The organism is Adlercreutzia sp. St.1H8 (assembly GCF_059728655.1).
In genome coordinates this window covers 1,040,683-1,062,501 of sequence record NZ_AP039376.1, presented here as the reverse complement: position 1 = coordinate 1,062,501, position 21,819 = coordinate 1,040,683, and the positions used below count along the sequence as shown (strand labels likewise).

Here is a 21,819-nt window from a genome sequence, read left to right as displayed (position 1 = left end):
GCCCCTCCCCTCGCGCTAGAACCCGAAGCCCTCGTCCGACTTGCCGTGCTGGCCCTGGGCCTTCTTGGCGGTGCGGATGAGGAACTCCTGGTTGGTGTCGGTCTGCTTGAGCGACTTGATGAGCATGTCCATCGCGCGCTCGGTGTTGTTCATGTTGGAGAGGATGCGGCGCACGGCCCAGATGAGCGGCGCCTCCTGCTGGTCGAGCAGCAGCTCCTCCTTGCGGGTGCCCGAGGCCACCGGGTCGATGGCCGGGAAGATGCGGCGGTCGGCCAGGCTGCGGTCGAGCTTGAGCTCCATGTTACCCGTGCCCTTGAACTCCTCGAAGATCACCTCGTCCATCTTGGAGCCGGTGTCGATGAGCGCCGAGGCCAGGATGGTGAGCGAGCCGCCGCCCTCGATGTTGCGGGCGGCGCCGAGGAAGCGCTTGGGCGGGTAGAGCGCCGTGGAGTCCACGCCACCGGACAGGATGCGGCCGCTGGCCGGCTGGGCCAGGTTGTAGGCGCGCGCCAGGCGGGTGATGGAGTCGAGCAGGATCACCACGTCGCGCCCTTGCTCGACGAGGCGCTTGGCGCGCTCGATGACGAGCTCGGAGACGGCGATGTGGTTCTCGGTGGGCATGTCGAAGGTCGACGAGATGACCTCGCCCCGGATGGAGCGCTCCATGTCCGTGACCTCCTCGGGGCGCTCGTCCACGAGCAGGCACATGAGGTGCACATCCGGGTTGTTGGCCGTGATGGCCGAGGCGATGTCCTTCAGGATGGTGGTCTTGCCGGCCTTCGGCGGCGACACGATGAGGCCACGCTGGCCCTTGCCGATGGGCGCCACCAGGTCGATGACGCGCGCCGTGGTGGTGGTGCGGCCGTGCTCCATGGTGAGGGTCTCGTCAGGATAGACCGGCGTGAGGTCGGCGAACTTCGGGCGCACGCCGAGCTCCTCGACGGGCACGCCGTTGACCGAGATCACCTTCTGGATGGCGGCGAACTTCTCGTTCTCGCGGGCGGGACGCGTCTGGCCGGTAACCACATCGCCCTTGCGCAGGCCGTTGCGGCGGATGGTGGCCAGGCCCACGTAGCAGTCGCGCTCGCCGGGCAGGTAGCCGCTCGTGCGGAGGAAGCCGTAGCCGTCGGCCAGGATGTCGAGCACGCCCGACACCTCGATGAAGCCCTCCGCCTTGAGCGCCGCGTCGTAGACGGCGTCCACCAGGTCGGCCTTCTTGAGACCCGCGGCGTCGACCTCCAGCTCGGCGGCCTTGGCACGCAGCTCGGCCACCTTGAGGGCGGCCAGGTCGTCCTTGCTCACGCTCGGCACGATCTCGCGGTTGCCCTGGTGGCGCTGGCGACGCTGCTGGTTGCCCTGATGGCGGTCGCGCTGAGAGCCGTTCTGCTTGCCGCCCTGCTGCTTGCCGTTCTTTCCGCCGTTTCCGCCGTTGCCGCGCTGCTGGGCGCCAGCGTCCTTGCGCGGGGCGTTGCCCTTGGCGGGGCGGTCGGCGGGCTTGGCCGGACGGGGGGCCTCCTGCTCCTTGGCGGCAGCCTCAGCGGCAGCCGCCTCGCGGGCGGCCACGTCGGCCTTGCGCGGGCGCCCGCGGCGCTTAGGGGCCTCGGACGCGGCCTCGGCCTGAGCGGCCGCCACGCCGGCGGCCTCGGTGCCCGTCTCCACCGAGACGGACTTGCGAGGCCGTCCGCGGCGCTTGGGAGCCTCGGCGCCCTCGGCGGACGCGGGAGCCTCAGCGGCGGGAGCCGCCGCCTCGGCGTCGGCCTTGCGCGGGCGCCCGCGGCGCTTGGGGGCCTCGGCCTCGGCAGGAGCCTCGGCGTCGGCCTTCTTCGCGCGGACGCGGCGGACGGGCTTCTCGGCCGCGGGGGCCGCCGTCATCTCCTCGGTATCGCTCATGCGCTCTGCACTTTCTCCCAGTCGGCCATGAAGGCGTCGAGCCCGCGATCGGTCAGCGGATGCTGGACCATCTTCTTGAGCACGCCGAAGGGCACGGTGGCGATGTCGGCGCCCATGAGGGCGGCCTGGGTCACGTGGTTGGCGCTGCGGATGGACGCGGCGATGATCTCCACCTTCTCGCCGTTTACCGTGTTGGCGGTGAAGTCGTAGTTGCCGATGGCCTCCACGACGTTGGCCAGCTGATCGAGGCCGTCCTCGGAGATGTCGTCGAAGCGACCGACGAAGGGGCTGATGTAGCGGGCTCCGGCGCGGACGGCGAGCAGCGCCTGGGGCACCGTGAAGCACAGCGTCATGTTCACCGGCACGCCCTGCTGGGCGAGGGTGTGGGTGGCGGCCAGGCCCTCCACCATGGTGGGGATCTTCACCACGACGTTGGGGGCGATGGCGGCCAGCTTGAGGCCGTCGGCGACGATCTCGTCGCGGGTCATGGCCACGGACTCGGCCGATACGGGGCACTCGGGGCCGACGATCTCGCAGATGCGGCCGATGTGGGCGTGGAAGTCGTCGAGCTTGCCGCCGATGCGGGCGTACAGCGACGGGTTGGTGGTCACGCCGCCGAGCGCGCCCCAGCTGGCGGCCTCCTCGATCTCAGCGAGGTCGGCGGTGTCCAGAAAGAACTTCAAGGTGTCCTCCTCAGGGTGGTGGTTGACTATGACGCAATGCGCACGCGGCGCATGACAGCCCAGGTGGGAAGGGGAAAGATGATGCGATGTCGTTGAGGCGTCTCCTGCCGACGGCAAGCGCGACGCCGCGCCTTGGGGCGTCGGACGGCGTTTGCGCGGGGAATAATCGACCAGGCCATGGTAGCGCAACCGCGTGGAGGTTTCAAGCGCGGAGAGGGCCGTTGACGGGGCGTAAGGCGGGGACGCTACTCTTCGAGAAGCGAGCGGTAGAAGCAGGTGCGCTCCCCGGTGTGGCAGGCGGGGCCGGCGGGGCGGACGAGGGCGAGCAGGGTATCGGCGTCGCAGTCGTAGCGCAGGTCCACCAGGCGCTGGACGTTGCCGCTCGTGGCGCCCTTGTGCCAGAGCTCGCGGCGGCTGCGGCTCCAGAAGACGGTCTCGCCGCGCTCGAGGGTGAGCGCGATCGACGCGGCGCTCATCCACGCCATCATGAGCACGGCGCCGTCGTCGGCGTCCTGCACGATGCAGGGGATGAGCCCGTCGGCGTTGTACGTGAGGTCGGCGATGTCCACGGCCATCACAGCCTCACGGGGATGCCGAAGGAGCGCATATGCTCCTTGACCTGGCGGATGGTAAGCTCGCCGAAGTGGAATACGCTCGCCGCGAGCACCGCGTCGGCCTCGCCCTCCAGGATGCCCTGGGCGAAGTGGTCGAGCTCGCCGACGCCGCCCGAGGCGATGACGGGGATGTCCACCGCCCGGGCCACGGCGCGGGTGAGCGCGCAGTCGAACCCGTCGCGGCTCCCGTCGCGGTCCATGGACGTGAGCAGGATCTCCCCCGCCCCGCGCCGCGCGGCCTCGCGGGCCCAGGCCACCGCGTCGATGCCCGTGGCCTTGCGCCCACCGGCCACGTAGACCTCCCAGCGGTCACGGCTGCCGGCCACGGCCTTGGCGTCGATGGCGCAGACGACGGCCTGGGTGCCGAAGGCGCGAGCCGCCGCCGTGATGAGCGCGGGGTCGGCTACGGCTGCCGAGTTCACCGACACCTTGTCGGCGCCGGCGGCTATCATGCGCCGGATGTCGGCCACGCTGCGGAAGCCCCCGCCCACGCAGTAGGGCAGGTGCAGCTCCTCGCTCGCACGGGCGGCCAGCCCCACGGTGGTGGCCCGGTCGTCGGAGGTCGCGGTGATGTCGAGGAAGATCACCTCGTCAGCGCGCTGCTCGTCGTAGCGGCAGGCCAGCTCGATGGGGTCGCCCGCGTCCCGCAGGTTCACGAAGTTGACGCCCTTGACGACGCGGCCGTCCTTGACGTCGAGGCAGGGGATGACGCGCTTGGTGAGCATCGATGCCCCCTATTCCCCGTCGACGGCCAGGTCGGCCGCTGTGAGCGGGCGCTCCTCGCGCGCCAGCGCGTCGGAGGCGCGCAGGGTGCCCGCGCAGGCCGCCACGCCCGCCTCCACGGTGAGGGTGCCCTCGTAGATGGCGCGGCCGGCGATGACGCCCTCCACCGCGCCGCCGAGCGCGGCGAGCGCCTCCACGTCGGCCACGGTCGCCACGCCGCCGCTCGCGATGACCGGGTGCCCGAAGGCCTGGGCCATGGCCGCGTAGGCCGCCGGATCGACGCCCGTCTGCATGCCGTCGCGCGCGATGTCGGTGAAGACGAGGTGCTCGAAGCCCCGCTTCGCCATGGCCCGCGCCAGGTCATGCGCGTCCACGCCCGACCCCTCGCGCCAGCCGGCCACGGCCGCCTCTCCCCCCTTCGCGTCGATGCCCGCGCACAGAAGCGACGCGCCGAAGCGCTCGACGGCGGCCTGGGCGAGGTCGGGGTCGCGCACGAGCGCGGTGCCGAGCACCACGCGCGCCACGCCGGCGTCAGCCAGGCGGTCGATGGTCTCGAGCGAGCGCACGCCGCCGCCCACCTCCACCTTGAGGCTCGTGAGCTTGAGGATGCGCTCGACGGCGGCGAGGTTCTCCGGGCGGCCGGACTTGGCGCCGTCGAGGTCCACCACGTGGAGCCACTCGGCGCCGGCCTCCTCGAACAGCTGGGCCTGGAGGCCCGGGTCCTCGTTATACACGGTCACCGCGTCGTAGTCGCCCTTGGCCAGGCGCACGGCGCGCCCGCCGAGGATGTCGATGGCGGGAAGCAGGTACATGGCAGGTCCTTTCCGCGCCCTAGCGGGCGTCCTTGGCCAGGCGGACGAAGTTGCGCAGCAGCGCCGCGCCCGCGTCCGAGCTCTTCTCCGGGTGGAACTGCACGCCCCACACCGCACGCCCCGGCACCTGGACGGCGCAGGTGAACGGGCGGGCGTGCACGGTGCGCGCGATGGTGGCAGGGCCGTCGGGCACGGCGAAGCTGTGGGTGAAGTAGAAGTGCTCGCCCTCCGGGATGCCGTCGAACAGCGGGTTGGGCGCGGGGGCCGAGCCGGGATGTGCCCAGTCGCTCAAACAGTCCTCGCTTGATGGAACAGCCCACAGGGCTGTTCCAGTCGCTGTGGAACTCGCTTGGTGGGCACGTCCCGGCTCGGCCTCCGGGCCCGCTGGGGCGTATTCCACGGAGTTCCACCCCACGTGGGGCACCTTGTAGGCGCGGCCGGCCTCGTCGAGGCGCGCAAGCTCCCCCACGACGCCGGGGATGAGCCCGAGGCCCACGGGCAGCGGCCCGTCCTCGGGCGCGTGCTCCTCCCCCGCCTCGAACATGAGGTGCATCCCCAGGCAGATGCCGAGGAAGGGCGCGCCGCTCTCCACGGCGGCGCGCACAGCCTCCACCTGGCCCAGCTCGGCCATGGTGGTCGCCGCGTCGGCGAAGGCGCCCACGCCCGGCAGCACCACAGCGTCGGCCGCCGCGATGGCGGCCGGATCGTCGGATATGAAGGCGTCGGCCCCGGCGGCGGCCAAGCCGCGCTCCACCGACTTCAGGTTCCCCTTGCGGTAGTCGACGACGACGGTCCTCAACGTCACCTCTTCCCTCGCTTCCTCTCAGCCTCGCGCGGCCGCGCCTAGAGCGCGCCTTTGGTGGTGGGCAGCTGCCCGGCCATGCGCGGGTCGGGCTCGACGGCCTGGCGCAGCGCCCGGCCCACGGCCTTGAAGCAGGCCTCTATCACGTGGTGGGCGTTGTCGCCCGCCAGCTGGCGCACGTGCAGCGTGATGCCGGCGTTGGCGGCCAGCGCGATGAAGAACTCCCGGGCGAGCTGCGTGTCGAAGGAGCCCACCATGCCGAAGGGCAGGTCCACGTCCCAGTGCAGCTGGCCGCGGCCCGACACGTCCACGGCCGCGAGCACGAGCGCCTCGTCCATGGGCAGCGTGCACGAGCCGAAGCGGGTGATGCCGCGCTTGTCGCCGAGAGCGGATGCGAGGGCCTGGCCGATGACGATGCCGGCGTCCTCCACCGTGTGGTGGGCGTCCACGTGCGTATCGCCTGCGGCGCGCACCTCCAAGTCGAGCAGGCCGTGGCGGCCGAGAGCGTCGAGCATGTGGTCGAAGAACCCCACGCCCGTGACTGCGTCCACCCGGCCCTCGCCGTCCAGGCACACCTCGACGGCGATCTGCGTCTCCTTGGTCGCGCGCTCCACGCGCGCCGATCGGTCGGTCATCGTGCCTCACACCTTCCCATGATGAAGTCCCTCAAGGCGGCCAAGAAGCCGTCGTTCTGCTCGGGGGTGCCCACCGTGACGCGCAGGCAGCCCTCCAAAAGCGGCGCATGGCTGAAGTCGCGCACAAGCACGCCGCGCTCGTAGAGGAAGGCCCAGGCCGCGTCGGCCCCCTCCATCCTGAACAGGATGTAGTTCGCATCCGACGGGAACGGCGTCACGCCCGGCAGCGTGAGCAGTCCCCGCATGAGGCGCTCGCGCTCCTCGATGATGGCCGCGATGCCCGGCTCGAACGTGGCGCGGTTGGCGAACACCACGCGCGCCGCGGCCTGCGAGAGCGCGTCCACCGAATAGGGCTGGCGCACCTTCACGAGCTCGCGGATGACGTGCGCATGGCCGAGCACGTAGCCCACGCGCACCCCGGCCAGCGAGAACGCCTTGGAGAACGTGCGCAGGATGAGCAGGTTCTCATGGCTCTCGAGGTAGGGGCGCAGGGTGCGGCGCGAGAACTCGAAGTAGGCCTCGTCCACCACGACGAGCGCGTCGGTGGCGTCGAGCAGCCGCAGGACGAAGTCTTCCGGCGCCCGCTCGCCTGTGGGGTTGTTAGGGCTCGTGACGATGACGTAGTCGATGTCGCCGGCGGCCACGCGGGCGAGCACCGCCTCCTCGTCGAGGGAGAAGTCGGCGCGGCGCGCCACCTCCACGACGCGCGTGTTGGTGAGCTGCGCGTTGGTCGCGTAGACCGAGAAGGTGGGCGGCAGGTTGAGGAACGTCCGGCCCGGCCCGCCCCAGGCAAGCGCCAGGTCGAAGAGCAGCTCGTCGCCGCCGTTGCCCACGAGCACCTGGTCGCGGTCGAGCCCGTTGGCCTCGGCGATGAGGTCGCGCAGGTCGTTGGCGAGCGGGTCGGGATAGCGGTTGAGGGCCGTCCGGCGGATCTCGCGGACGATCTCCGCGCGCAGGGCCGCCTCCACGTCGCACGGGTTCTCGTTGGCCGAGAGGAACGCCTCGGCCGGCAGGTACTTGGGGTCGTAGGGCTCGAGGCCCGCCAGCTGCGGGGCAGCCGGGCGCACCCTACGCATCGCGGCCTCCCACCTTCGGCACGCCGTCCATGCCCGCCTCGTCAAGGAGCGCCAGGCGCTGGGCCACCGACTCGGCATGGGCCCACAGCCCCTCATGGCGCGCGATGGACACGACGGCGCGCGCGTCGCGGGCGAGGGCCTTGGGCGTGTACTGGATGATGGAGGACTTCTTCACGAACTCGTCCACCGAAAGCGGCGAGGCGTAGCGGGCGGTGCCGCCGGTGGGCAGCGTGTGGTTGGGGCCGGCCACGTAGTCGCCGACGGCCTCGGGCGTCCACTCGCCGAGGAAGATGGCGCCGGCGTTGCGGATGGCGCCCACGAGGTCCATGGCGCCGCGCAGGTGCAGCTCCAGGTGCTCCGGGGCGATGACGTTGACGGACTGGATGGCTTGATCGACCGTCTCGCAGATGACAACGAGCCCCTGGTCGCGCAAGGATGCCGTGGTGATGTCGGCGCGGGTGGAGGCGGCCATGTGCCGTTCGATGGCGGCCTCCACCTCATCGGCGTAGGCCTCGCTGAAGGTGACCAGGTAGCAGGCGGCCAGCGGGTCGTGCTCGGCCTGGGCCATGAGGTCGATGGCCACGAGCGCCGGGTCGGCCGTCTCGTCGGCCACGACGCACACCTCCGACGGGCCGGCGATCATGTCGATGCCCACGTCGCCGGAGACGACCTTCTTGGCGGCCGCCACGAAGGCGTTGCCCGGGCCCGTCACCTTGTCCACCGGCGCGATGGACTCGGTGCCGTAGGCGAGCGCGGCCACGGCCTGGGCGCCGCCCACCGTGTAGACCTCGGTGACGCCGGCGATCTTGCACGCGGCCAGCATCGCCGCGTCCAGGCCGCCGTCCTTGGCCGGCGGGGTGACGCAGACGATGCGCTCCACGCCGGCCACCTGGGCCGGCAGCGCGTTCATCAGCAGCGACGAGGGGTAGAGGGCCCGCCCGCCCGGGGCGTAGATGCCCACGGACTCGAGCGGGGTCACCTTCGCGCCCACGATGGCGCCGTCCTCGCGGGCGTAGAACCAGCTCTGCTCGACCTGGCGCTCGTGGAACTCGCGGATCTGCGCGGCGGCCTGGCGCAGGGCGGCGAGAACCTCGGGGTCGACCTGCTCCTCGGCCGCGTCGATGGCAGCCTGCGGCACGCGGAAGTCGGCCACGGCCACGCCGTCGAACTTCTCGGTCAGCTCGCGCAGGGCCGCATCTCCGCGCTGGCGCACGTCCTCGACGATGGCCGTGGCGGCTTCGAGGGCCTGGGCGTTGAAGGCGCCAGTGCGGTTGAGGTGGGCGCGCGAGAGGACTTCGTCTGACTTGAGGATGACGCGGCGCATGGGCTTTCTCCTTTGTCTCGGTAGGGTGGTCGGGGCGGCACGCGGGCGCGGGGCGCCGGCGCGGCAGGCGGATCGCGGGGCGGCGGCCGGCGCGAGGCGCGGGCAGCCGGGGCGAGCGTCAGCTCGCAGGGCCTCCGGGCTGCGAGGAGCCGGCGATGGGCTCGTAGGCGGCGGTGGCGGCATGGGCGCCGAGCGCCTGGGCGAGCGCCGTGATGCGGTCGTCGGTGCGGAAGGCGCAGGGGTTGGCGAAGAAGCGCGCCGTCGAGCCGATCACATCCTCCACCACTTCCAGGTTGTTCTCACGCAGGGTGGTGCCGGTGGCCGTGATGTCCACGATGCGCTCGGCTAAGCCGGTGAGCGGCGCGAGCTCGATGTTGCCGTGGAGGTAGACGATCTCCACCTGCACGCCGGTCTTGGCGTAGTGGGCGCGGGTGATGCGCGGGTACTTGGTGGCCACGCGGATGGAGCCGAGCTTGCGGTAGCGCGCGGCCACGTCCTGCGCCGCGCCGATGGGCTCGGCTACCACGAAGCGGCACGCCCCGAAGCGCAGATCGGCCAGCTCCACCACGTCAGGCGCCGCCTCGAGCAGCGAGTCCTTCCCACAGATGCCGCAGTCGGCCGCCCCCAGGGCCACGAAGGCCGGCGCGTCGGAGGGGCGCACGATGATGTAGTCGACGCCGGGGTTGGACACGACGAGCGCGCGGCCCGGCGCGTCGAGGCCCGTCACGTCCAGGCCGGCCGCGGCGAGCGCGTCGATGGCGTCGGCGTTGAGCGCGCCCTTGGGCACGGCGATGCGCAGGGGACGCGCGCCCGGCGCGCCCGCGGTGGCGGCGGCCATGGCCTGCTCCAGGTAGAAGGCGAAGCCGGCGGCAGGGCGGTCGGCCCCAAAGGCGGCGGCCAGGCGGTCGTAGCGCCCACCCGAGCCGAGCGGCGTGCCGAGCAGCGGCGAGTAGGCCGCGAACACGATGCCGGTGTAGTAGTCGAACGAGCTCATGGCCGAGAAGTCCACGAGCACGCGGCGCGCCAGGTCGGACGCGGCCAAAAGGTCGTAGATGCGCTCGAAGTCGTCGAGGCCGTCGGCGCAGCCGAGCGGGGCGACGAGCGCGCGGGCCGCCTCGATGGCGTCGCGGCCGCCGCGGATGCGCGGCAGCGCGCGGATGGCGGCTGCGTAGGCCGGGGCCACGCCGGCAGCCAGCTCGGCGAGGGACGCGTCGTCGAGCGCCGTCAGGCGGTCGAGCTCCACGAAGTTGGAGGCGTGGTACGCGTCGAGCACCGCCGCCTTCCACGCCTCAGGCGCGCCCGAGCGGTCGAGCAGCGCGCGCAGCGGGGCCACCGTGGCCACCGCGAGCGAGAACTCATCGACGCCAGCCGTGGCGAGCGCCTCGGCGAACAGGCCGATGATCTCGGCGTCCGCCTGCGGGCCCTCCTCCCCCAGGCACTCGACGCCCATCTGCGTGAGCTCGCGGGCGCCCTCCCGGGCGTCGGAGTCGGCCTCGCGAAAGACGCGCTGGGTGTAGCGGAAGCGCAGCGGTCCGGGCTCGGCGGCCAGGCGCGTGGCGCCCATGCGGGCCACCTGGAGGGTGACGTCCGGGCGCATGGCCAGAAGCTCGCCGCGCGAGTCGAAGAACTTGAAGGGGGCGGCGGGGATGCGCCCGCCCGTCTCCAAGACGCCCATGACCTCGAGCGTCGGGGTCTCCACGGGCAGGTAGCCGCGAGCGGCGAAGAGGTCTTGCACCGCGCGCGTGATGACCTCACGCGCCGAGGCCTCCTCGGCCAGCACGTCCCGGAATCCGGATGGGGTGACGAGATTCACAGGTCCTTCCTTCTCCTCGCAATCAAACGATCCCATGGTACCCGCCCCCGGCCGCCCCGAACCGCCCAATCGACCGAACCGGACGCAAATACCGCCAAGCGAGCACAAGCCCGGACAGCCGGCACGCCTCCATGCGCACGCCGACCGTCCTTCGTCTCCGCTGTACTTTATCACAGTAGAGTAATAAAGCAATGGGAGGGGAGCCCTCAGGCAAAAAAATGGACTTATCGCAATCGTCAGCGGTGGCATCGCGCCTTTTCGACCGGAATCGGAAAACGGACTTATCGCGCGTTTTCGCAAAACCGCTAGGCGATGTCGCCGTTTTTTTGTCCACCGCAGCCCAGTCACCAGCGCCGGAGATCAGGGAGGCAGACGACGCAAAAGCCGTCGTCGTAACGGCGGGTTCACGGCGCCCGGCGACGCCTGGGGCCGAAGAGCGCAGGCAGGCGGGCTCAGGCCTCCTCGATGACGAGGGCCCGCAGGATGCCGGGGGTGTCGTAGGCGCGCTTGCCGGCGCCCATGCCCACGCGCTCGATGACGAACCGCTCAGGCAGCGCCGCACGGGTGCGTGCCGCGGCGGCGATGGCGGCGCCGGTGGGGGTGACCAGCTCGCCCTCGACCGCAGTCAGGCGCAGCGGCAGGCCTGCGGCCCGCACGATGTTGACCACCGCTGGCGCCGGCACGGGAATGAGCCCATGCTGGCAGCGCACTGTTCCGCGCCCCTCGGCAAGCTCGGTCACCACCACCTCGCCGATGCCCCGAGCGGCCAGATCGTCGAGGGCGACAGCCGCGGCCACGATGTCGGCGATGGAGTCGACGGCGCCCACCTCGTGGAAGTGCACCTGGTCAACGGGCACCCCGTGAGCCTCAGCCTCCGCCTGGGCGATGAGCTCGAATATGCGTCGGGCAAGCGCCCGCGCCCCCTCCGTCAGCACCGCCGCCTCCAGAATGGCGTTGATCTCCGCCATGCCGCGATGCTCGTGGCCATGCCCCGCGCCATGGGAGTGCCCGTGGAGGCCACCCTCGCCATGGTCGTGGACGCGGCCCTCGCCGCTGTCGTCGGCATCCTCCTGGGAGCGCCCGTGGAGGTGGCCGCAGGCGAGCTCGTGGACGCGGGGATCGGAGGCGGGCTCGTGGGCGTGGGGGCCGGACGCGCCGGCGCCCCCGGGTATGCGAGGGTCAGAGGCATGAGGGGCGGAAGGGCCGACGTGGGCGTTGGAATCACCGTGTTCGTGGAGAGCGGAGGAGCCAGCGCGCTCGCAGGAGGCGGCTGAGCCAGCGCGCTCGCGGCCCTCGCCGCTGTCGTCGGCATCCTCCTGGGAGCGCCCGTGGAGGTGGCCGCAGGCAGGCTCGTGGACGCGGGGATCGGAATCGGGCTCGTGGACGCGGGGATCGGAGGGGACGGCGCAGGACGCGTCGGCGCCGGCATGCTCGCGGGGCGCGGGGGCGGGACCGTGGAGGTAGGCCAGGTCGTGGTCGTGGTTCTCATGGGCGGCGTCGAGCACCACGTCGAAGTCGCACACGTCCAGGCCTGACTTCACGACGCGACCGATGCGCACCTCGAAGCCGTCGACCGGCAGGCTCGCGAGCGCCGCGCGCACGGCGTCCTCACTGGCGCCCGCGTCGAGGAGCGCCGCCACCGCCATGTCGCCGCTGATGCCCGACGAGCATTCCAGGTACAGCATCTTTCCCATGTTCCGCTTCCCTTCCTCAGCGAGCACGCGCCCGCCAAACTCGCAAACAAGTGTTTCACGTGAAACATTTCTCCGCACCAAAACGCCCAAACGGATGTTTCACGTGAAACATTTTCAACCTGCCAGGCACCCCCCCCCATCGTGCGAGGATGTTTCACGTGAAACACCCTCGCACGATGGGGGCACGGCCGCGGTCAGCTCGACGAACGCCAGACGTCAGGCACGACGAGGCGCGGCGCCCAACGCGGTGCCACGGCGCACCCTGGCCCCACCCGAAGCTCGCCGAGCGCCTCAGCGCAGGTGGTTGATGAGGCTCGCCTGGTAAGCCGCGCCGAAGCCGTTGTCGATGTTGACCACCGACACCCCGCTCGCGCACGAGTTGAGCATGGCGAGGAGCGCCGTCATGCCACCGAATGACGCCCCATAGCCGACGCTCGTGGGCACGGCGATGACCGGGCATGAGACCAGGCCGCCGACCACCGAGGCCAGGGCCCCCTCCATGCCCGCCACGGCCACCACCACCCGCGCGCGGGCGAGCACGTCAGCCTGCGCGAGCAGGCGGTGAACGCCTGCGACGCCCACGTCATAGAGCCGCGTGACGCGGTTACCCAGGAACTCGGCCGTGAGGGCTGCCTCCTCGGCCACGGGCACATCGCTCGTGCCGGCCGCCGCGACGACGATCTCCCCCACGCCGTCAGGCTCGGGCATGCCGCCCACCACCCCCAGCCGAGCCTCGGCGAAGTACGTCAGCGCCAGCGCAGGCGCCGGGCCGTCGACGGACGCGGCAAGCGCGGGAGCAGGCACAAGGACCCCGAGATCCACTGGATCGTCAGCCTCAGACGCGTCCCGCACGGCTCCCCCGCCGCCGGCCGCCCCGCCTGAGAGCGCGAGGCCCGCGGCAGCGCCGGGCCCGCCGGCCGTCCCCTCCGAGCGCGCGCCAGCCCCGCCGTCGGCGTCCTCGCCCACGCACCTCTCGACCTCAGACGCGTCCCGCACGGCTCCCCCGCCGCCAGCCGCCCCGCCTGAGAGCGCGTCGGCTACGGCGGCGGCCTTTCCATCATCGAGGCGTGTGATGAGTACCCGCGGCTGGCCCGATGCGACGAGCGCCTGGCAGATGCCCGCTATCTGCGCGGCCGTCTTGCCCTCGCCGTAGACCACCTCGGCCACGCCCTGGCGAACGCCCCGGTGGGTGTCCACCTTCGCATAGCCCAGATCGGCGAAGGGCGCCGTCTTGCAGCGGGCCAGCGCCTCCTCGACGGATGCCTCCCCCGCAGCCACCGCTGCGAGCAGCGCCCTCAGACCAGCCTCATCCACCACACGCTCCCTCTCTCGTCTGCGATAGCGCCGCGCGTTGAATCCGCACCCGCCACCTGCGCCGCACGTCCTCGCGGGCCTCGCGCCGCCGGCAGCGCGTCCGCACGGTCGCAAGGCGCTCCAGCGCTCCAGCGCTCCACATTACAGCACTTGAAGCAAACTCCAAGTCAAGAATTCTCGCACTCGCAGCCAAAAAGGCGTGCTGGCCGAGCCTCTTTCCGCAAGACACTGCTCGCCGCTCACCGCCGACCCGGGGAAACGTCCCGCGAAAGAGCGACCACCCACAAAGTGGGCGCCCCGCGCCCGCGAAAACCGCCCTCACTCCTCGGATAGCTCGCGACAATGGCTCCGTACCGCCCCCCGAGCGCACGCCGCCCCGCCAGGCAGGACCGGGCGGGGCGGCGGAACGGGCTCTGAGGGACAAAGCGCACTACTTCAGAATATCGCGCTCATGCTCCATGATGTCCTCGTAATGGTCGATCTTGTAGTCGAGGCGACCCAGCGCGTCCTCAAGCTCGACGATGCGCCGGCGGATGTCCTCGCGCTGGCTCTGCAGGATGGCCTTGCGGCGCTCCATGGTCTCATCGCCACGATAGAAGAGATCCATGTATTCGGTGAGCGCCTCGATGGACATGCCCGCGTCGCGCATGCATTTGACGAACTCGACCGTCTTGCAGTTCGCCTCGTTGTAGTCGCGAATGCCGCTGGCATTGCGGGGGATGCCCTGGAGAATGCCGATGCGCTCGTAATAGCGAAGCGTGTCGGCGGAGATCCCGTAGCGTTTGCTTACTTCAGCGATCTTCATAGTGCTAAGTGCTCCTTGCAGTGCAGGTGAAACCAGCCCAGGAGGGCACCCCTATTAGACCACATAGAGTTAACTTCATGTCAAGTTTGACAGCCCAATTTTCTTAAGAAGCCCCCGCGTATGGATGCGTTTCGGCCCGAAAGCCGTCCAAGCGCGCCCTCTCAGGCCCCCATGCTCGCCTGAACCGCCGACCACAGGGAGAACGAGACCACCGCCAGCGCGACGATCACGATGCTCACGACCACCTTCGCCGCCACCGGCCACCCGGAGCGCCACATGAGCACAAGCCCCACGGGCCAGAAGACCACCAGCAGGAAGATGATCCAGAAGTTATCCTCATACCATCGCTTGCCACCGGGCTCCTTGACGATGGCGTTGGCCTGCTCGCGGCTGCGCTGAGCCTTGTGAGTCCAGTCGCCAGCGCGGCGACCGCTCGAATCGTTTGCCATGGTAAAACCCCCTCTGCGTGAAGAAGCGCCCTCGGCACGGGCTTTCGGCTCATGCTATCACCGAAAGGCTCATCGATGCCGAGGGCGCTCTTCCGTGGCCCAACCGTTACGGGCGGCCGCCCGCGGCGCCTCCGCTAGCCCAGCTTCTGCTCGAGCAGCTCGTTGATCACCTTGGGGTTGCCCTGCCCCTTCATGGCCTTCATGCACTGGCCCACGAAGAATCCGATGAGGCCGGTCTTGCCGCCACGGTACTGCTCCACCTTGTCGGGGTTAGCGGCGAGCACCTCGTCCACCACCGCCTCGATGGCCCCAGTGTCGGACACCTGGCGCATGCCGCGCGCCTCCACGATGGCCGCCGGGTCGGCGTCGTCGGCGATTACCGCAGCGAAGACCTCCTTGGCCTGCTTGGACGAGATGGCGTCCTCGGCCACAAGCCCCACGAGCTCGAGCGCGCGGGCCGGCGTGAGGCGCGCGAACACCCCGTCGAAGCCGCTCGGCGCGCCGTCGGAGCCGTCGTGGGTGTTCACATAGCCCGTCGCGTCATTGATGACGAGGTTCGCGAGCGGCTTGGCCAGCCGGGCGGCGTCGCCTGCGGCCTGGGCCATGGCCTCGTCGAAGAAGGCCGCCGTGGCGCGGTGCTCCACGAGGTGACGCGCGTCGTAGGCGGACAACCCGTACGCCTCGGCGTAGCGGGCCGCCTTCTCGTGCGGCAGCTCGGGCAGCTTGGCGCGGACGCCCTCGATGAACTCGTCGGTCAGGTCGTAGGGAGCCAGGTCGGGCTCGGGGAACAGGCGGTAGTCGTCGGCGGTCTCCTTCACGCGCATGACGATGGTGCGCTTAGCGGACGGATCCCAGTGGCGCGTCTCCTGGTAGATGACGCCGCCCTCCTCAAGCACCTCGGCCTGGCGGCAGATCTCGTAGGCCAAGCCGTCGTGGAGGTTCTTGAAGGAGTTCATGTTCTTGAGCTCGGTCTTGGTGCCCAGGCCCGTGGTGCCGCGGCGGCGCAGCGACACGTTGCCGTCGCAGCGCAGGGAGCCCTCCTCCATGGAGCAGTCGGAGATGCCGATGGCCAGGTAGATCTGGCGCAGCTTCTGCATGAACAGGCGCGCCTCCTCAGGCGTGCGCAGGTCGGGCTCGGTCACCAGCTCGATGAGCGGCGTGCCGGCGCGGTTGTAGTCCACGAGCGAGTGCGTGGCCCCGGCGATGCGGCCCTCGCCGCCGCCGAGGTGCACCATCTTGCCGGCGTCCTCCTCCATGTGGATGCGCGTGATGCCCACGTGGGCCACATACCCGTCCTCGGTGCGGGTGACGTTGCCGCGCGACTCGCCGACGGCCACGCCGTCGAGGTCGATGCGCTCGCCCGCCGCCGGGCCGTCCACGTCCAGGTCCAGGTGCCCGCGCATGCAGAACGCGACGGGCCCCTGGGTGGTCTGGAAGTTCTTCGCCATGTCGGGGTACATGTAGTTCTTGCGGTAGAACATCGAGTGCTTCTCGATGTCGCAGTTGGTGGCCAGGCCCGCCAGCACGATGGACTCGATGGCCGCACGGTTGGGCACGGGAAGCGCCCCGGGCAGCCCCAGGCACACCGGGCAGGTGTGGGTGTTGGGCGCCGCGCCGAACTCCAGCTTGCAGCCGCAGAACATCTTGGTGTTGAGGGTGGTCAGCTCGGCGTGGATCTCCAGGCCGATGACGGCCTCCCAGTCGCGCAGGACCTCTTCCAGCTTCCTCACGGCTACTCACCGGCCTTTCCGTCAGCGAAGGCGGGGGCTACCGGCGCCGGCCCGAAGGCCAGCTCCAGCGCCGCGGCCGCCCGCAGCATGTTGGCGTCCTTGAAGGGCGGCGCGATGAGCTGCACGCCCACGGGCATCCCCGTGTCCGCGCCGAGCCCCACGGGCACGGACATGCCGCCGTTGCCCGCGATGTTGATGGAGATGGTGAACATGTCGGAGAGGTACATCTCCGTCGGGTCGCCGATCTCACCGAACTTGAAGGCGGTGCGCGGCGCCACCGGCGCGAGGATCACGTCTACCTTCTCATAGGCCTCCAGGTAGTCGCGCGTGATGAGGGTGCGCACCTGCTGGGCCGGGTAGTAGTAGCGATCGTAGACGCCGGCGGACAAGAGGTAGCTGCCGAGCATGATGCGACGGCGCGCCTCCGGCCCGAAGCCGTGCTCGCGGCTGGCCTCGTACTGGCTGCCGAGGTCGGAATGACCCGGATCGCAGTAGCCGTAGCGCACCGAGTCGAAGCGCGCCAGGTTGGAGAAGGCCTCGCAGGGTCCGAGCACGTAGTAGGCGCTCATGGCGGCGCGGGCGTGGGGCAGCTCCACCTCCACGAGCTCGGCGCCGGCGGCCTCGAGCGCGGAGGCGGCGGCCTCCACCTTGGCCTTGACCTCAGGCGCGAGGCCCTCGGCCTCCAGGAACGCGGGCACGACGCCCACGCGCAGGCCGCGCGCGCCGTCGGCCAGGTTGGCCGTGAAGTCCACGTCGCACGGCTGGCTCGTGCAGTCCAGCTCGTCGCGGCCGACGATGGCGTTCAGGGCGAGCGCCGCGTCGGCCACCGAGCGGGCGAACGGGCCCACCTGGTCAAGCGAGCTGCCGAAGGCCACCACGCCGTAGCGCGAGACCATGCCGTAGGTGGGCTTGACCGCCACGATGCCGCAGAACGAGCCGGGCTGGCGGATGGAGCCGCCCGTGTCCGACCCGAGCGTCACCGGCACGAGGCCTGCGGCGACAGCCGCCGCGCTGCCGCCCGACGAGCCGCCGGGCACGCGCTCGAGGTCCCACGGGTTGCGCGTGGGGCCGAAGGCCGAGGTCTCGGTGGAGCTGCCGAAGGCGAACTCGTCCATGTTGAGCTTGCCGATGGGCAGCGCGCCGGCGTCGAGCGTGCGCTGGACGCAGGTGGCCGTGTAGGGCGACACGTAGTCGCGCAACATGTTCGACGAGCAGGTGGTGCGCGTGCCCGTGAGGTTCATGTTGTCCTTGTAGCCCACCGGCACGCCGGCGAGCGGGCCCAGCTCAGCCAGGCGCCCCTCAGCCACGGCCGCATCCACACGCGCGGCGGCCTGGAGGGCCAGATCCTCAGTGACCTGGAGAAACGCGTGCACCGCCTCATCGGCGGCGGAGATGCGCTCCAAGGAGCCGCGCGCCACCTCGGCGGCGGAGAACTCCTTGGCCGCGAGCCCGGCCTGGATCTCGGCAACGGACATCTCCCCGAAGCTGCGAGCCATCAGCGGTCACCCCCCTCGCCGAGGATAGACGGGATGAGGAAGCTGCCGTCCTCCTGCTTGGGCGCGTTGGAGAGCGCCGTCTCCTGGGTGAAGCCGGCGCGCTCGACGTCATCGCGCATGACGTTGGAGAGGTCGCCGATGGGGTGGAAGGTGGGCTCGACCCCGTCGAGATCGTACTCGGTGATGGGCGCGAGGCTGTCGATGATGGCGTTGAGGTCGGCCGTCATGGTGACGACCTCCTCGGCAGACAGCCCGATGCGCGCGTACTCGGCGATGCCGCGCACGTCGTGTTCGGTGAGGTGTTGGGTCATGGAGAGCTGCCCCGCTTTCGTCGGTGGATTCAACCTGCTTATGATAGCAAAGGCGCGACGGAGCGGACGGGATCGGAAGCAGCCGGACGAGAATTCGCAGATGGTGACGCACGGCGGGGATGCGAACCTTCGAAGGAGGCCGCCCGACGACGGAGCGGGACGGCAACGGAGGCCCGACGGATGGCAGCCCGCGCTCGCGCGCCGTGGTAGGATGGGGCATCCGATCGAACAGGAGGCGCCCATGGCCCTAACGTCCCCCTCCCTCCCCCTGCGCGCGAGCGCCGCCGTGTGCGCGCTTGCGCTGCCCCTCGCGCTCGCCGGCTGCGCGCCGGCCGGGCCGGCATCCGACGTGCCGGCCGCAAGCGAGCCCGCCGCGTCCGCGACGAGCCTCACCGCCGGGCTCGAGCCCGACCGAGTGACGCCGACGTCCGAGCTGACCGAGGCCCAGGCTGACGCGCTGACCGACTTCTCCCTCACGTTGTTCAACGAGGCCTACGGCGGGCAGGGCGGCGCGCTGCTCTCGCCGCTCTCCGTCGAGTACGCGCTGGCCATGACGGCCAACGGCGCGCGCGGCAACACCCTCGCCGAGATGGAGGACGTGCTCGGGCTGCCCGTGCCCGACCTGAACGACTGCCTGCACGCCTACGCCGCGTCGCTCGAGCCGCCCGAGGGTGCCGACGCGGAGGATGCCGAGCCGGCTGACGACGCGCTGCACCTGGCCAACTCGCTGTGGATCCGCGACGGCCTGGCCGTGGAGGAGCCCTTCCTCCAGGCCTGCGTCAACTACTATGACGCCGGCGTGTTCCAAGAGCCCTTCGACGCGTCCACCGTCGAGGCCATCAACGGCTGGGTGGACGAGCAGACCGACGGCATGATCGACCGCATCGTGGAGACCCTCGACCCGTCGATGGTCATGTGCTTGACGAACGCCGTGGCCTTCGACGGCGACTGGGAGACCCCCTACGAGGAGTCCCAGGTGGCCGACGACACCTTCACCCGTGGCGATGGCAGCGCCCAGACGCTTCCCTTCATGGGCTCGAGCGAGGGCCTCTACCTGGAGGGCGCCGGCGCCACGGGCTTCGTCAAGCCCTACGCCGACGGCCGCTACTCCTTCGCCGCGCTCCTGCCGGCCGAAGGCACGACGCCCGGCCAGCTGCTCGCGTCCATGAGCGGATCGGAGCTGCGCGCGCTTCTGCGCGGCGCCTCCTTCGACGAGGTGCAGGCCCTCATGCCCAAGTTCGAGGACCGCTACGGCATCGAGCTGTCGGGCACGTTGGCGAAGATGGGCATGGCCGACGCCTTCGGCGCCAGCGCCGACTTCACCGGCATCAGCGCCGAGGGGAGCCTGGCCATCAGCGAGGTGGAGCACAAGGCCTTCGTATCGGTGGACGAGACCGGCACGCGCGCCGCGGCCGCCACGAACGTGGGAGTCCGCGTCACCTCGGCCATGCCGAGCGGCGAGCCCAAGACCGTGCGCCTCGATCGTCCCTTCGTCTACCTCATCATCGACAACAACCAGTGCATCCCCGTCTTCATCGGCATCATGGACGGCGCCGAGTAGCCCCGCCAGCCGCCAAGCCCCGAGGGCCCGCCCGAAGCGCGCGAGCGCTCCCGGCGGGCCCTCGTGCGTCAAGGCTCGGGCCTACCGCGGGCCTACGCCGCGCGCGGCGGCAGCGCGGGTTAGGGACTCCTCGGTGAGGGGCGCGCCCTCGGGGACGAAGACGGCCAGGCAGGGGAAGCTCGGCTTGGCGGCCAGGAGCGCGGCGGGGTCGCGCCCCTCTCGTGCGGCGAGGACGGTCGAGGCGGCGCGCACCGCCTCCTTCGAGAGGCCCGCGCGGCGCAGGGGCGACACGATGCCGCGCTCGGCGAGCGCCCGGAAGCCCGGGCGGCGCGCCGGGTCGTCGCTGCCGTTGGTGCCGTCCACGATGGGGATGCGCCCCGCCGGCGCGGGAACGCCCGCGCTGGCGCCGCCGGCGACTTCAACGGCCGCGCGGGCCGTGCCGCCCGCCGGCGCACCTGAGGCGGCCGCCGGCGCGTCCTCCCACAGCCCCGCCGCCTCGTCGCGCTCCACCTGGGCGCGGATGGCGTCGAAGATGAGCCCCTTGCAGCGGTAGCACCGGTCGGGCGGGTTTGCGGCCACATCGGCATGGGCCAGCACGTCAAGGGCGATGGTCGTAAGCGGCACCCCCAGCGCCGCGGCGACGCGCTCGGCGTCGTCGCGCTCGAAGGCGGGCTGGAAGGCCGTGTCGACGCGATAGGCGCGCACGGCGCAGCCGGCCGCCCGGGCCGCCGCCAGCAGGTAGGCCGAGTCGCAGCCGCCCGAGAACGCCACCGCCAGCCGCGGCGTCCGCGCCAGGAAGCCGCCGAGCGGCTCGGCGCCCAGGCGCTGCCCCTCGCCGACGCCCGGCGCGTCCGGCGCCAGCCGCGCCTCCCGATCTTCAGCCATCGCTCGCCCTCCCCTTTCTCTCTCCTCTTCCCCGAATGAAAAACGGGCGCCACCTAGGCGCCCGCCGTCCGCATGATCTGACGCGTGTTACACGTTGAACTTGAAGTGCATGACGTCGCCGTCCTGCACCACGTAGTCCTTGCCCTCCTGGCGCAGCTTGCCGGCGTCGCGGCAGCCCTTCTCGCCGCCGAGGGCCACGTAGTCGTCGAAGGAGGCCGTCTCAGCCTTGATGAAGCCGCGCTCGAAGTCGGTGTGAATGACGCCAGCGGCCTGGGGGGCCTTCGCACCCACGGGAATGGTCCAGGCGCGGGTCTCGGTCTCGCCGCTCGTGAAGTAGGACTGGAGCCCCAGCAGGCGGTAGGTCTCGTGGATGAGGCGGGCCAAGCCGCTCTCGGGCAGGCCGAGCGCCTCCAGGTACTCGCGCGCCTCCTCCGGATCCATCTCAGCCAGCTCGGCGATGTCGGCCTCCACCTTTGCAGAGATAGGCACGGGCACGCAGCCGTCGATCTCGGGCAGATCCGCCCCCACGGCATCCTCGTCCACGTTGGCGATGTAGAGCATCGGCTTCATGGTGAGCAGGTGCAGATCGTAGAGGGCCGCCACCTCGTCCTCGGACAGGCTCAGCGTGCGCACGCGATGGCCCTCGTTCAGCCCTGCGAGGGCCTTCTTGGCCGCCTCCAGCTTGGGGATGCCGGCCTTGTCGCGCTTGGCCTCCTTCTCCAGCCGCGGGATGGCCTTCTCCACCGTGGCGATGTCGGCCAGGATGAGCTCGGTCTTGATGGTGTCCACGTCCGAGAGCGGATCCACCTTGCCGGCCACGTGGGTCACGTCCGGGTCGGCGAAGAAGCGCACCACCTCGGCGATGGCGTCGGTCTCGCGAATGTTGGCGAGGAACTGGTTGCCCAGGCCCTCGCCCTGGGAGGCGCCGGCCACCAGCCCCGCGATATCCACGAACTCCACCGTGGCCGGGACGATCTTGGCCGGATGGTCGATGGCCGCCAGCGCGTCGAGCCGCGCGTCAGGCACCGGCACGATGCCCACGTTGGGCTCGATGGTGGCAAAGGGATAGTTGGCCGCCAGGCCGCCTTTGTTGGTGAGCGCGGTGAACAGGGTGGACTTGCCCACGTTGGGCAGGCCGACGATGCCGATTGAGAGAGCCATGGGAATCCTTCGCTTACGTCGAGTTACCTTCTGGAGAGAAT

General features: G+C 70.9%; 20 protein-coding genes. 1 reads left to right on the top strand and 19 read right to left on the bottom strand.

Translation table 11 applies throughout. The annotated features are described in order from the left end of the window. Window positions 1–15 precede the first annotated feature (15 nt). From rho to gatC, 17 genes are all read right to left on the bottom strand, one after another. Window positions 16–1,890, bottom strand: coding sequence for a transcription termination factor Rho (gene rho / locus AC6I0Y_RS03945; protein ID WP_497733227.1), 1,875 nt, complete (start codon window positions 1,888–1,890; stop codon window positions 16–18). Continuing rightward, the gene (locus AC6I0Y_RS03940; protein WP_497733226.1) at window positions 1,887–2,573 is read right to left on the bottom strand and encodes a transaldolase family protein; all 687 of its coding nucleotides are present in this window, start codon (window positions 2,571–2,573) and stop codon (window positions 1,887–1,889) included. The genes rho and AC6I0Y_RS03940 overlap by 4 nt, the downstream gene beginning before the upstream one ends. Before the next feature lie 245 nt (window positions 2,574–2,818). Beyond that, complete coding sequence (gene hisI, locus AC6I0Y_RS03935) at window positions 2,819–3,148, bottom strand: phosphoribosyl-AMP cyclohydrolase (protein WP_497733225.1); 330 nt, start codon at window positions 3,146–3,148, stop codon at window positions 2,819–2,821. Continuing rightward, window positions 3,148–3,912 (bottom strand): imidazole glycerol phosphate synthase subunit HisF, encoded by a 765-nt coding sequence (hisF, locus tag AC6I0Y_RS03930; RefSeq protein ID WP_497733224.1) that lies wholly within the window; start codon window positions 3,910–3,912, stop codon window positions 3,148–3,150. Before hisF ends, hisI begins: the two co-directional genes overlap by 1 nt. A 9-nt stretch (window positions 3,913–3,921) precedes the next feature. Then, window positions 3,922–4,722, bottom strand: coding sequence for a 1-(5-phosphoribosyl)-5-[(5-phosphoribosylamino)methylideneamino]imidazole-4-carboxamide isomerase (gene hisA / locus AC6I0Y_RS03925; RefSeq protein ID WP_497733223.1), 801 nt, complete (start codon window positions 4,720–4,722; stop codon window positions 3,922–3,924). 19 nt (window positions 4,723–4,741) lie between these two features. Beyond that, window positions 4,742–5,527, bottom strand: coding sequence for an imidazole glycerol phosphate synthase subunit HisH (gene hisH / locus AC6I0Y_RS03920; RefSeq protein WP_497733222.1), 786 nt, complete (start codon window positions 5,525–5,527; stop codon window positions 4,742–4,744). 38 nt (window positions 5,528–5,565) lie between these two features. Further along, the gene (gene hisB / locus AC6I0Y_RS03915; RefSeq protein ID WP_497733221.1) at window positions 5,566–6,159 is read right to left on the bottom strand and encodes an imidazoleglycerol-phosphate dehydratase HisB; all 594 of its coding nucleotides are present in this window, start codon (window positions 6,157–6,159) and stop codon (window positions 5,566–5,568) included. Continuing rightward, window positions 6,156–7,235: a histidinol-phosphate transaminase gene (gene hisC, locus AC6I0Y_RS03910; protein ID WP_497733220.1), complete on the bottom strand. Its 1,080-nt coding sequence runs from the start codon at window positions 7,233–7,235 to the stop codon at window positions 6,156–6,158. Before hisC ends, hisB begins: the two co-directional genes overlap by 4 nt. After that, window positions 7,228–8,559, bottom strand: coding sequence for a histidinol dehydrogenase (hisD, locus tag AC6I0Y_RS03905; protein ID WP_497733219.1), 1,332 nt, complete (start codon window positions 8,557–8,559; stop codon window positions 7,228–7,230). The genes hisC and hisD overlap by 8 nt, the downstream gene beginning before the upstream one ends. A gap of 118 nt (window positions 8,560–8,677) precedes the next feature. Next, the gene (gene hisG / locus AC6I0Y_RS03900) at window positions 8,678–10,372 is read right to left on the bottom strand and encodes an ATP phosphoribosyltransferase (protein ID WP_497733218.1); all 1,695 of its coding nucleotides are present in this window, start codon (window positions 10,370–10,372) and stop codon (window positions 8,678–8,680) included. Between the two features lie 452 nt (window positions 10,373–10,824). Beyond that, the gene (gene larC / locus AC6I0Y_RS03895) at window positions 10,825–12,066 is read right to left on the bottom strand and encodes a nickel pincer cofactor biosynthesis protein LarC (RefSeq protein ID WP_497733217.1); all 1,242 of its coding nucleotides are present in this window, start codon (window positions 12,064–12,066) and stop codon (window positions 10,825–10,827) included. Between the two features lie 291 nt (window positions 12,067–12,357). Then, complete coding sequence (larB, locus tag AC6I0Y_RS03890) at window positions 12,358–13,380, bottom strand: nickel pincer cofactor biosynthesis protein LarB (RefSeq protein ID WP_497733216.1); 1,023 nt, start codon at window positions 13,378–13,380, stop codon at window positions 12,358–12,360. Between the two features lie 430 nt (window positions 13,381–13,810). Next, the gene (locus AC6I0Y_RS03885; RefSeq protein ID WP_160707991.1) at window positions 13,811–14,185 is read right to left on the bottom strand and encodes a MerR family transcriptional regulator; all 375 of its coding nucleotides are present in this window, start codon (window positions 14,183–14,185) and stop codon (window positions 13,811–13,813) included. A gap of 161 nt (window positions 14,186–14,346) precedes the next feature. After that, a complete protein-coding gene (locus AC6I0Y_RS03880) occupies window positions 14,347–14,634 on the bottom strand; it encodes a holotricin-3 (protein WP_497733214.1) in 288 nt (95 codons plus the stop codon). Window positions 14,635–14,768: 134 nt separating this feature from the next. Continuing rightward, the gene (gene gatB, locus AC6I0Y_RS03875; protein ID WP_160707995.1) at window positions 14,769–16,364 is read right to left on the bottom strand and encodes an Asp-tRNA(Asn)/Glu-tRNA(Gln) amidotransferase subunit GatB; all 1,596 of its coding nucleotides are present in this window, start codon (window positions 16,362–16,364) and stop codon (window positions 14,769–14,771) included. 2 nt (window positions 16,365–16,366) lie between these two features. Next, window positions 16,367–17,860 carry an Asp-tRNA(Asn)/Glu-tRNA(Gln) amidotransferase subunit GatA gene (gene gatA, locus AC6I0Y_RS03870; RefSeq protein ID WP_160707997.1) on the bottom strand — a complete coding sequence of 498 codons (1,494 nt, stop codon included), beginning with the start codon at window positions 17,858–17,860 and terminating at the stop codon, window positions 16,367–16,369. Then, on the bottom strand, window positions 17,860–18,171 hold the full coding sequence (gene gatC, locus AC6I0Y_RS03865) for an Asp-tRNA(Asn)/Glu-tRNA(Gln) amidotransferase subunit GatC (RefSeq protein ID WP_160707999.1): 312 nt from the start codon (window positions 18,169–18,171) through the stop codon (window positions 17,860–17,862). The genes gatA and gatC overlap by 1 nt, the downstream gene beginning before the upstream one ends. A gap of 241 nt (window positions 18,172–18,412) precedes the next feature. Between gatC and AC6I0Y_RS03860 the strand changes: the two genes are divergently transcribed. After that, window positions 18,413–19,732, top strand: a complete 1,320-nt coding sequence (locus tag AC6I0Y_RS03860) for a serpin family protein (protein ID WP_497733212.1) — start codon at window positions 18,413–18,415, stop codon at window positions 19,730–19,732. A gap of 81 nt (window positions 19,733–19,813) precedes the next feature. On the opposite strand, the gene AC6I0Y_RS03855 is transcribed toward AC6I0Y_RS03860, so the two are convergent. Beyond that, complete coding sequence (locus tag AC6I0Y_RS03855; protein ID WP_497733210.1) at window positions 19,814–20,617, bottom strand: 7-cyano-7-deazaguanine synthase; 804 nt, start codon at window positions 20,615–20,617, stop codon at window positions 19,814–19,816. 87 nt (window positions 20,618–20,704) lie between these two features. Next, complete coding sequence (gene ychF, locus AC6I0Y_RS03850; RefSeq protein WP_497733208.1) at window positions 20,705–21,778, bottom strand: redox-regulated ATPase YchF; 1,074 nt, start codon at window positions 21,776–21,778, stop codon at window positions 20,705–20,707. Window positions 21,779–21,819 lie beyond the last annotated feature (41 nt).

Excerpts from the sequence above, each read along its gene's own strand:
- hisF (WP_497733224.1), bottom strand. The coding sequence starts at position 3,912 with ATGCTCACCAAGCGCGTCATCCCCTGCCTCGACGTCAAGGACGGCCGC.
- gatC (WP_160707999.1), bottom strand. The coding sequence starts at position 18,171 with ATGACCCAACACCTCACCGAACACGACGTGCGCGGCATCGCCGAGTAC.
- hisD (WP_497733219.1), bottom strand. The coding sequence starts at position 8,559 with ATGCGCCGCGTCATCCTCAAGTCAGACGAAGTCCTCTCGCGCGCCCAC.
- AC6I0Y_RS03855 (WP_497733210.1), bottom strand. The coding sequence starts at position 20,617 with ATGGCTGAAGATCGGGAGGCGCGGCTGGCGCCGGACGCGCCGGGCGTC.
- hisB (WP_497733221.1), bottom strand. The coding sequence starts at position 6,159 with ATGACCGACCGATCGGCGCGCGTGGAGCGCGCGACCAAGGAGACGCAG.
- ychF (WP_497733208.1), bottom strand. The coding sequence starts at position 21,778 with ATGGCTCTCTCAATCGGCATCGTCGGCCTGCCCAACGTGGGCAAGTCC.
- AC6I0Y_RS03885 (WP_160707991.1), bottom strand. The coding sequence starts at position 14,185 with ATGAAGATCGCTGAAGTAAGCAAACGCTACGGGATCTCCGCCGACACG.
- AC6I0Y_RS03880 (WP_497733214.1), bottom strand. The coding sequence starts at position 14,634 with ATGGCAAACGATTCGAGCGGTCGCCGCGCTGGCGACTGGACTCACAAG.
- rho (WP_497733227.1), bottom strand. The coding sequence starts at position 1,890 with ATGAGCGATACCGAGGAGATGACGGCGGCCCCCGCGGCCGAGAAGCCC.
- hisI (WP_497733225.1), bottom strand. The coding sequence starts at position 3,148 with ATGGCCGTGGACATCGCCGACCTCACGTACAACGCCGACGGGCTCATC.
- AC6I0Y_RS03860 (WP_497733212.1), top strand. The coding sequence starts at position 18,413 with ATGGCCCTAACGTCCCCCTCCCTCCCCCTGCGCGCGAGCGCCGCCGTG.
- hisC (WP_497733220.1), bottom strand. The coding sequence starts at position 7,235 with ATGCGTAGGGTGCGCCCGGCTGCCCCGCAGCTGGCGGGCCTCGAGCCC.
- larC (WP_497733217.1), bottom strand. The coding sequence starts at position 12,066 with ATGGGAAAGATGCTGTACCTGGAATGCTCGTCGGGCATCAGCGGCGAC.
- gatA (WP_160707997.1), bottom strand. The coding sequence starts at position 17,860 with ATGGCTCGCAGCTTCGGGGAGATGTCCGTTGCCGAGATCCAGGCCGGG.
- hisA (WP_497733223.1), bottom strand. The coding sequence starts at position 4,722 with ATGTACCTGCTTCCCGCCATCGACATCCTCGGCGGGCGCGCCGTGCGC.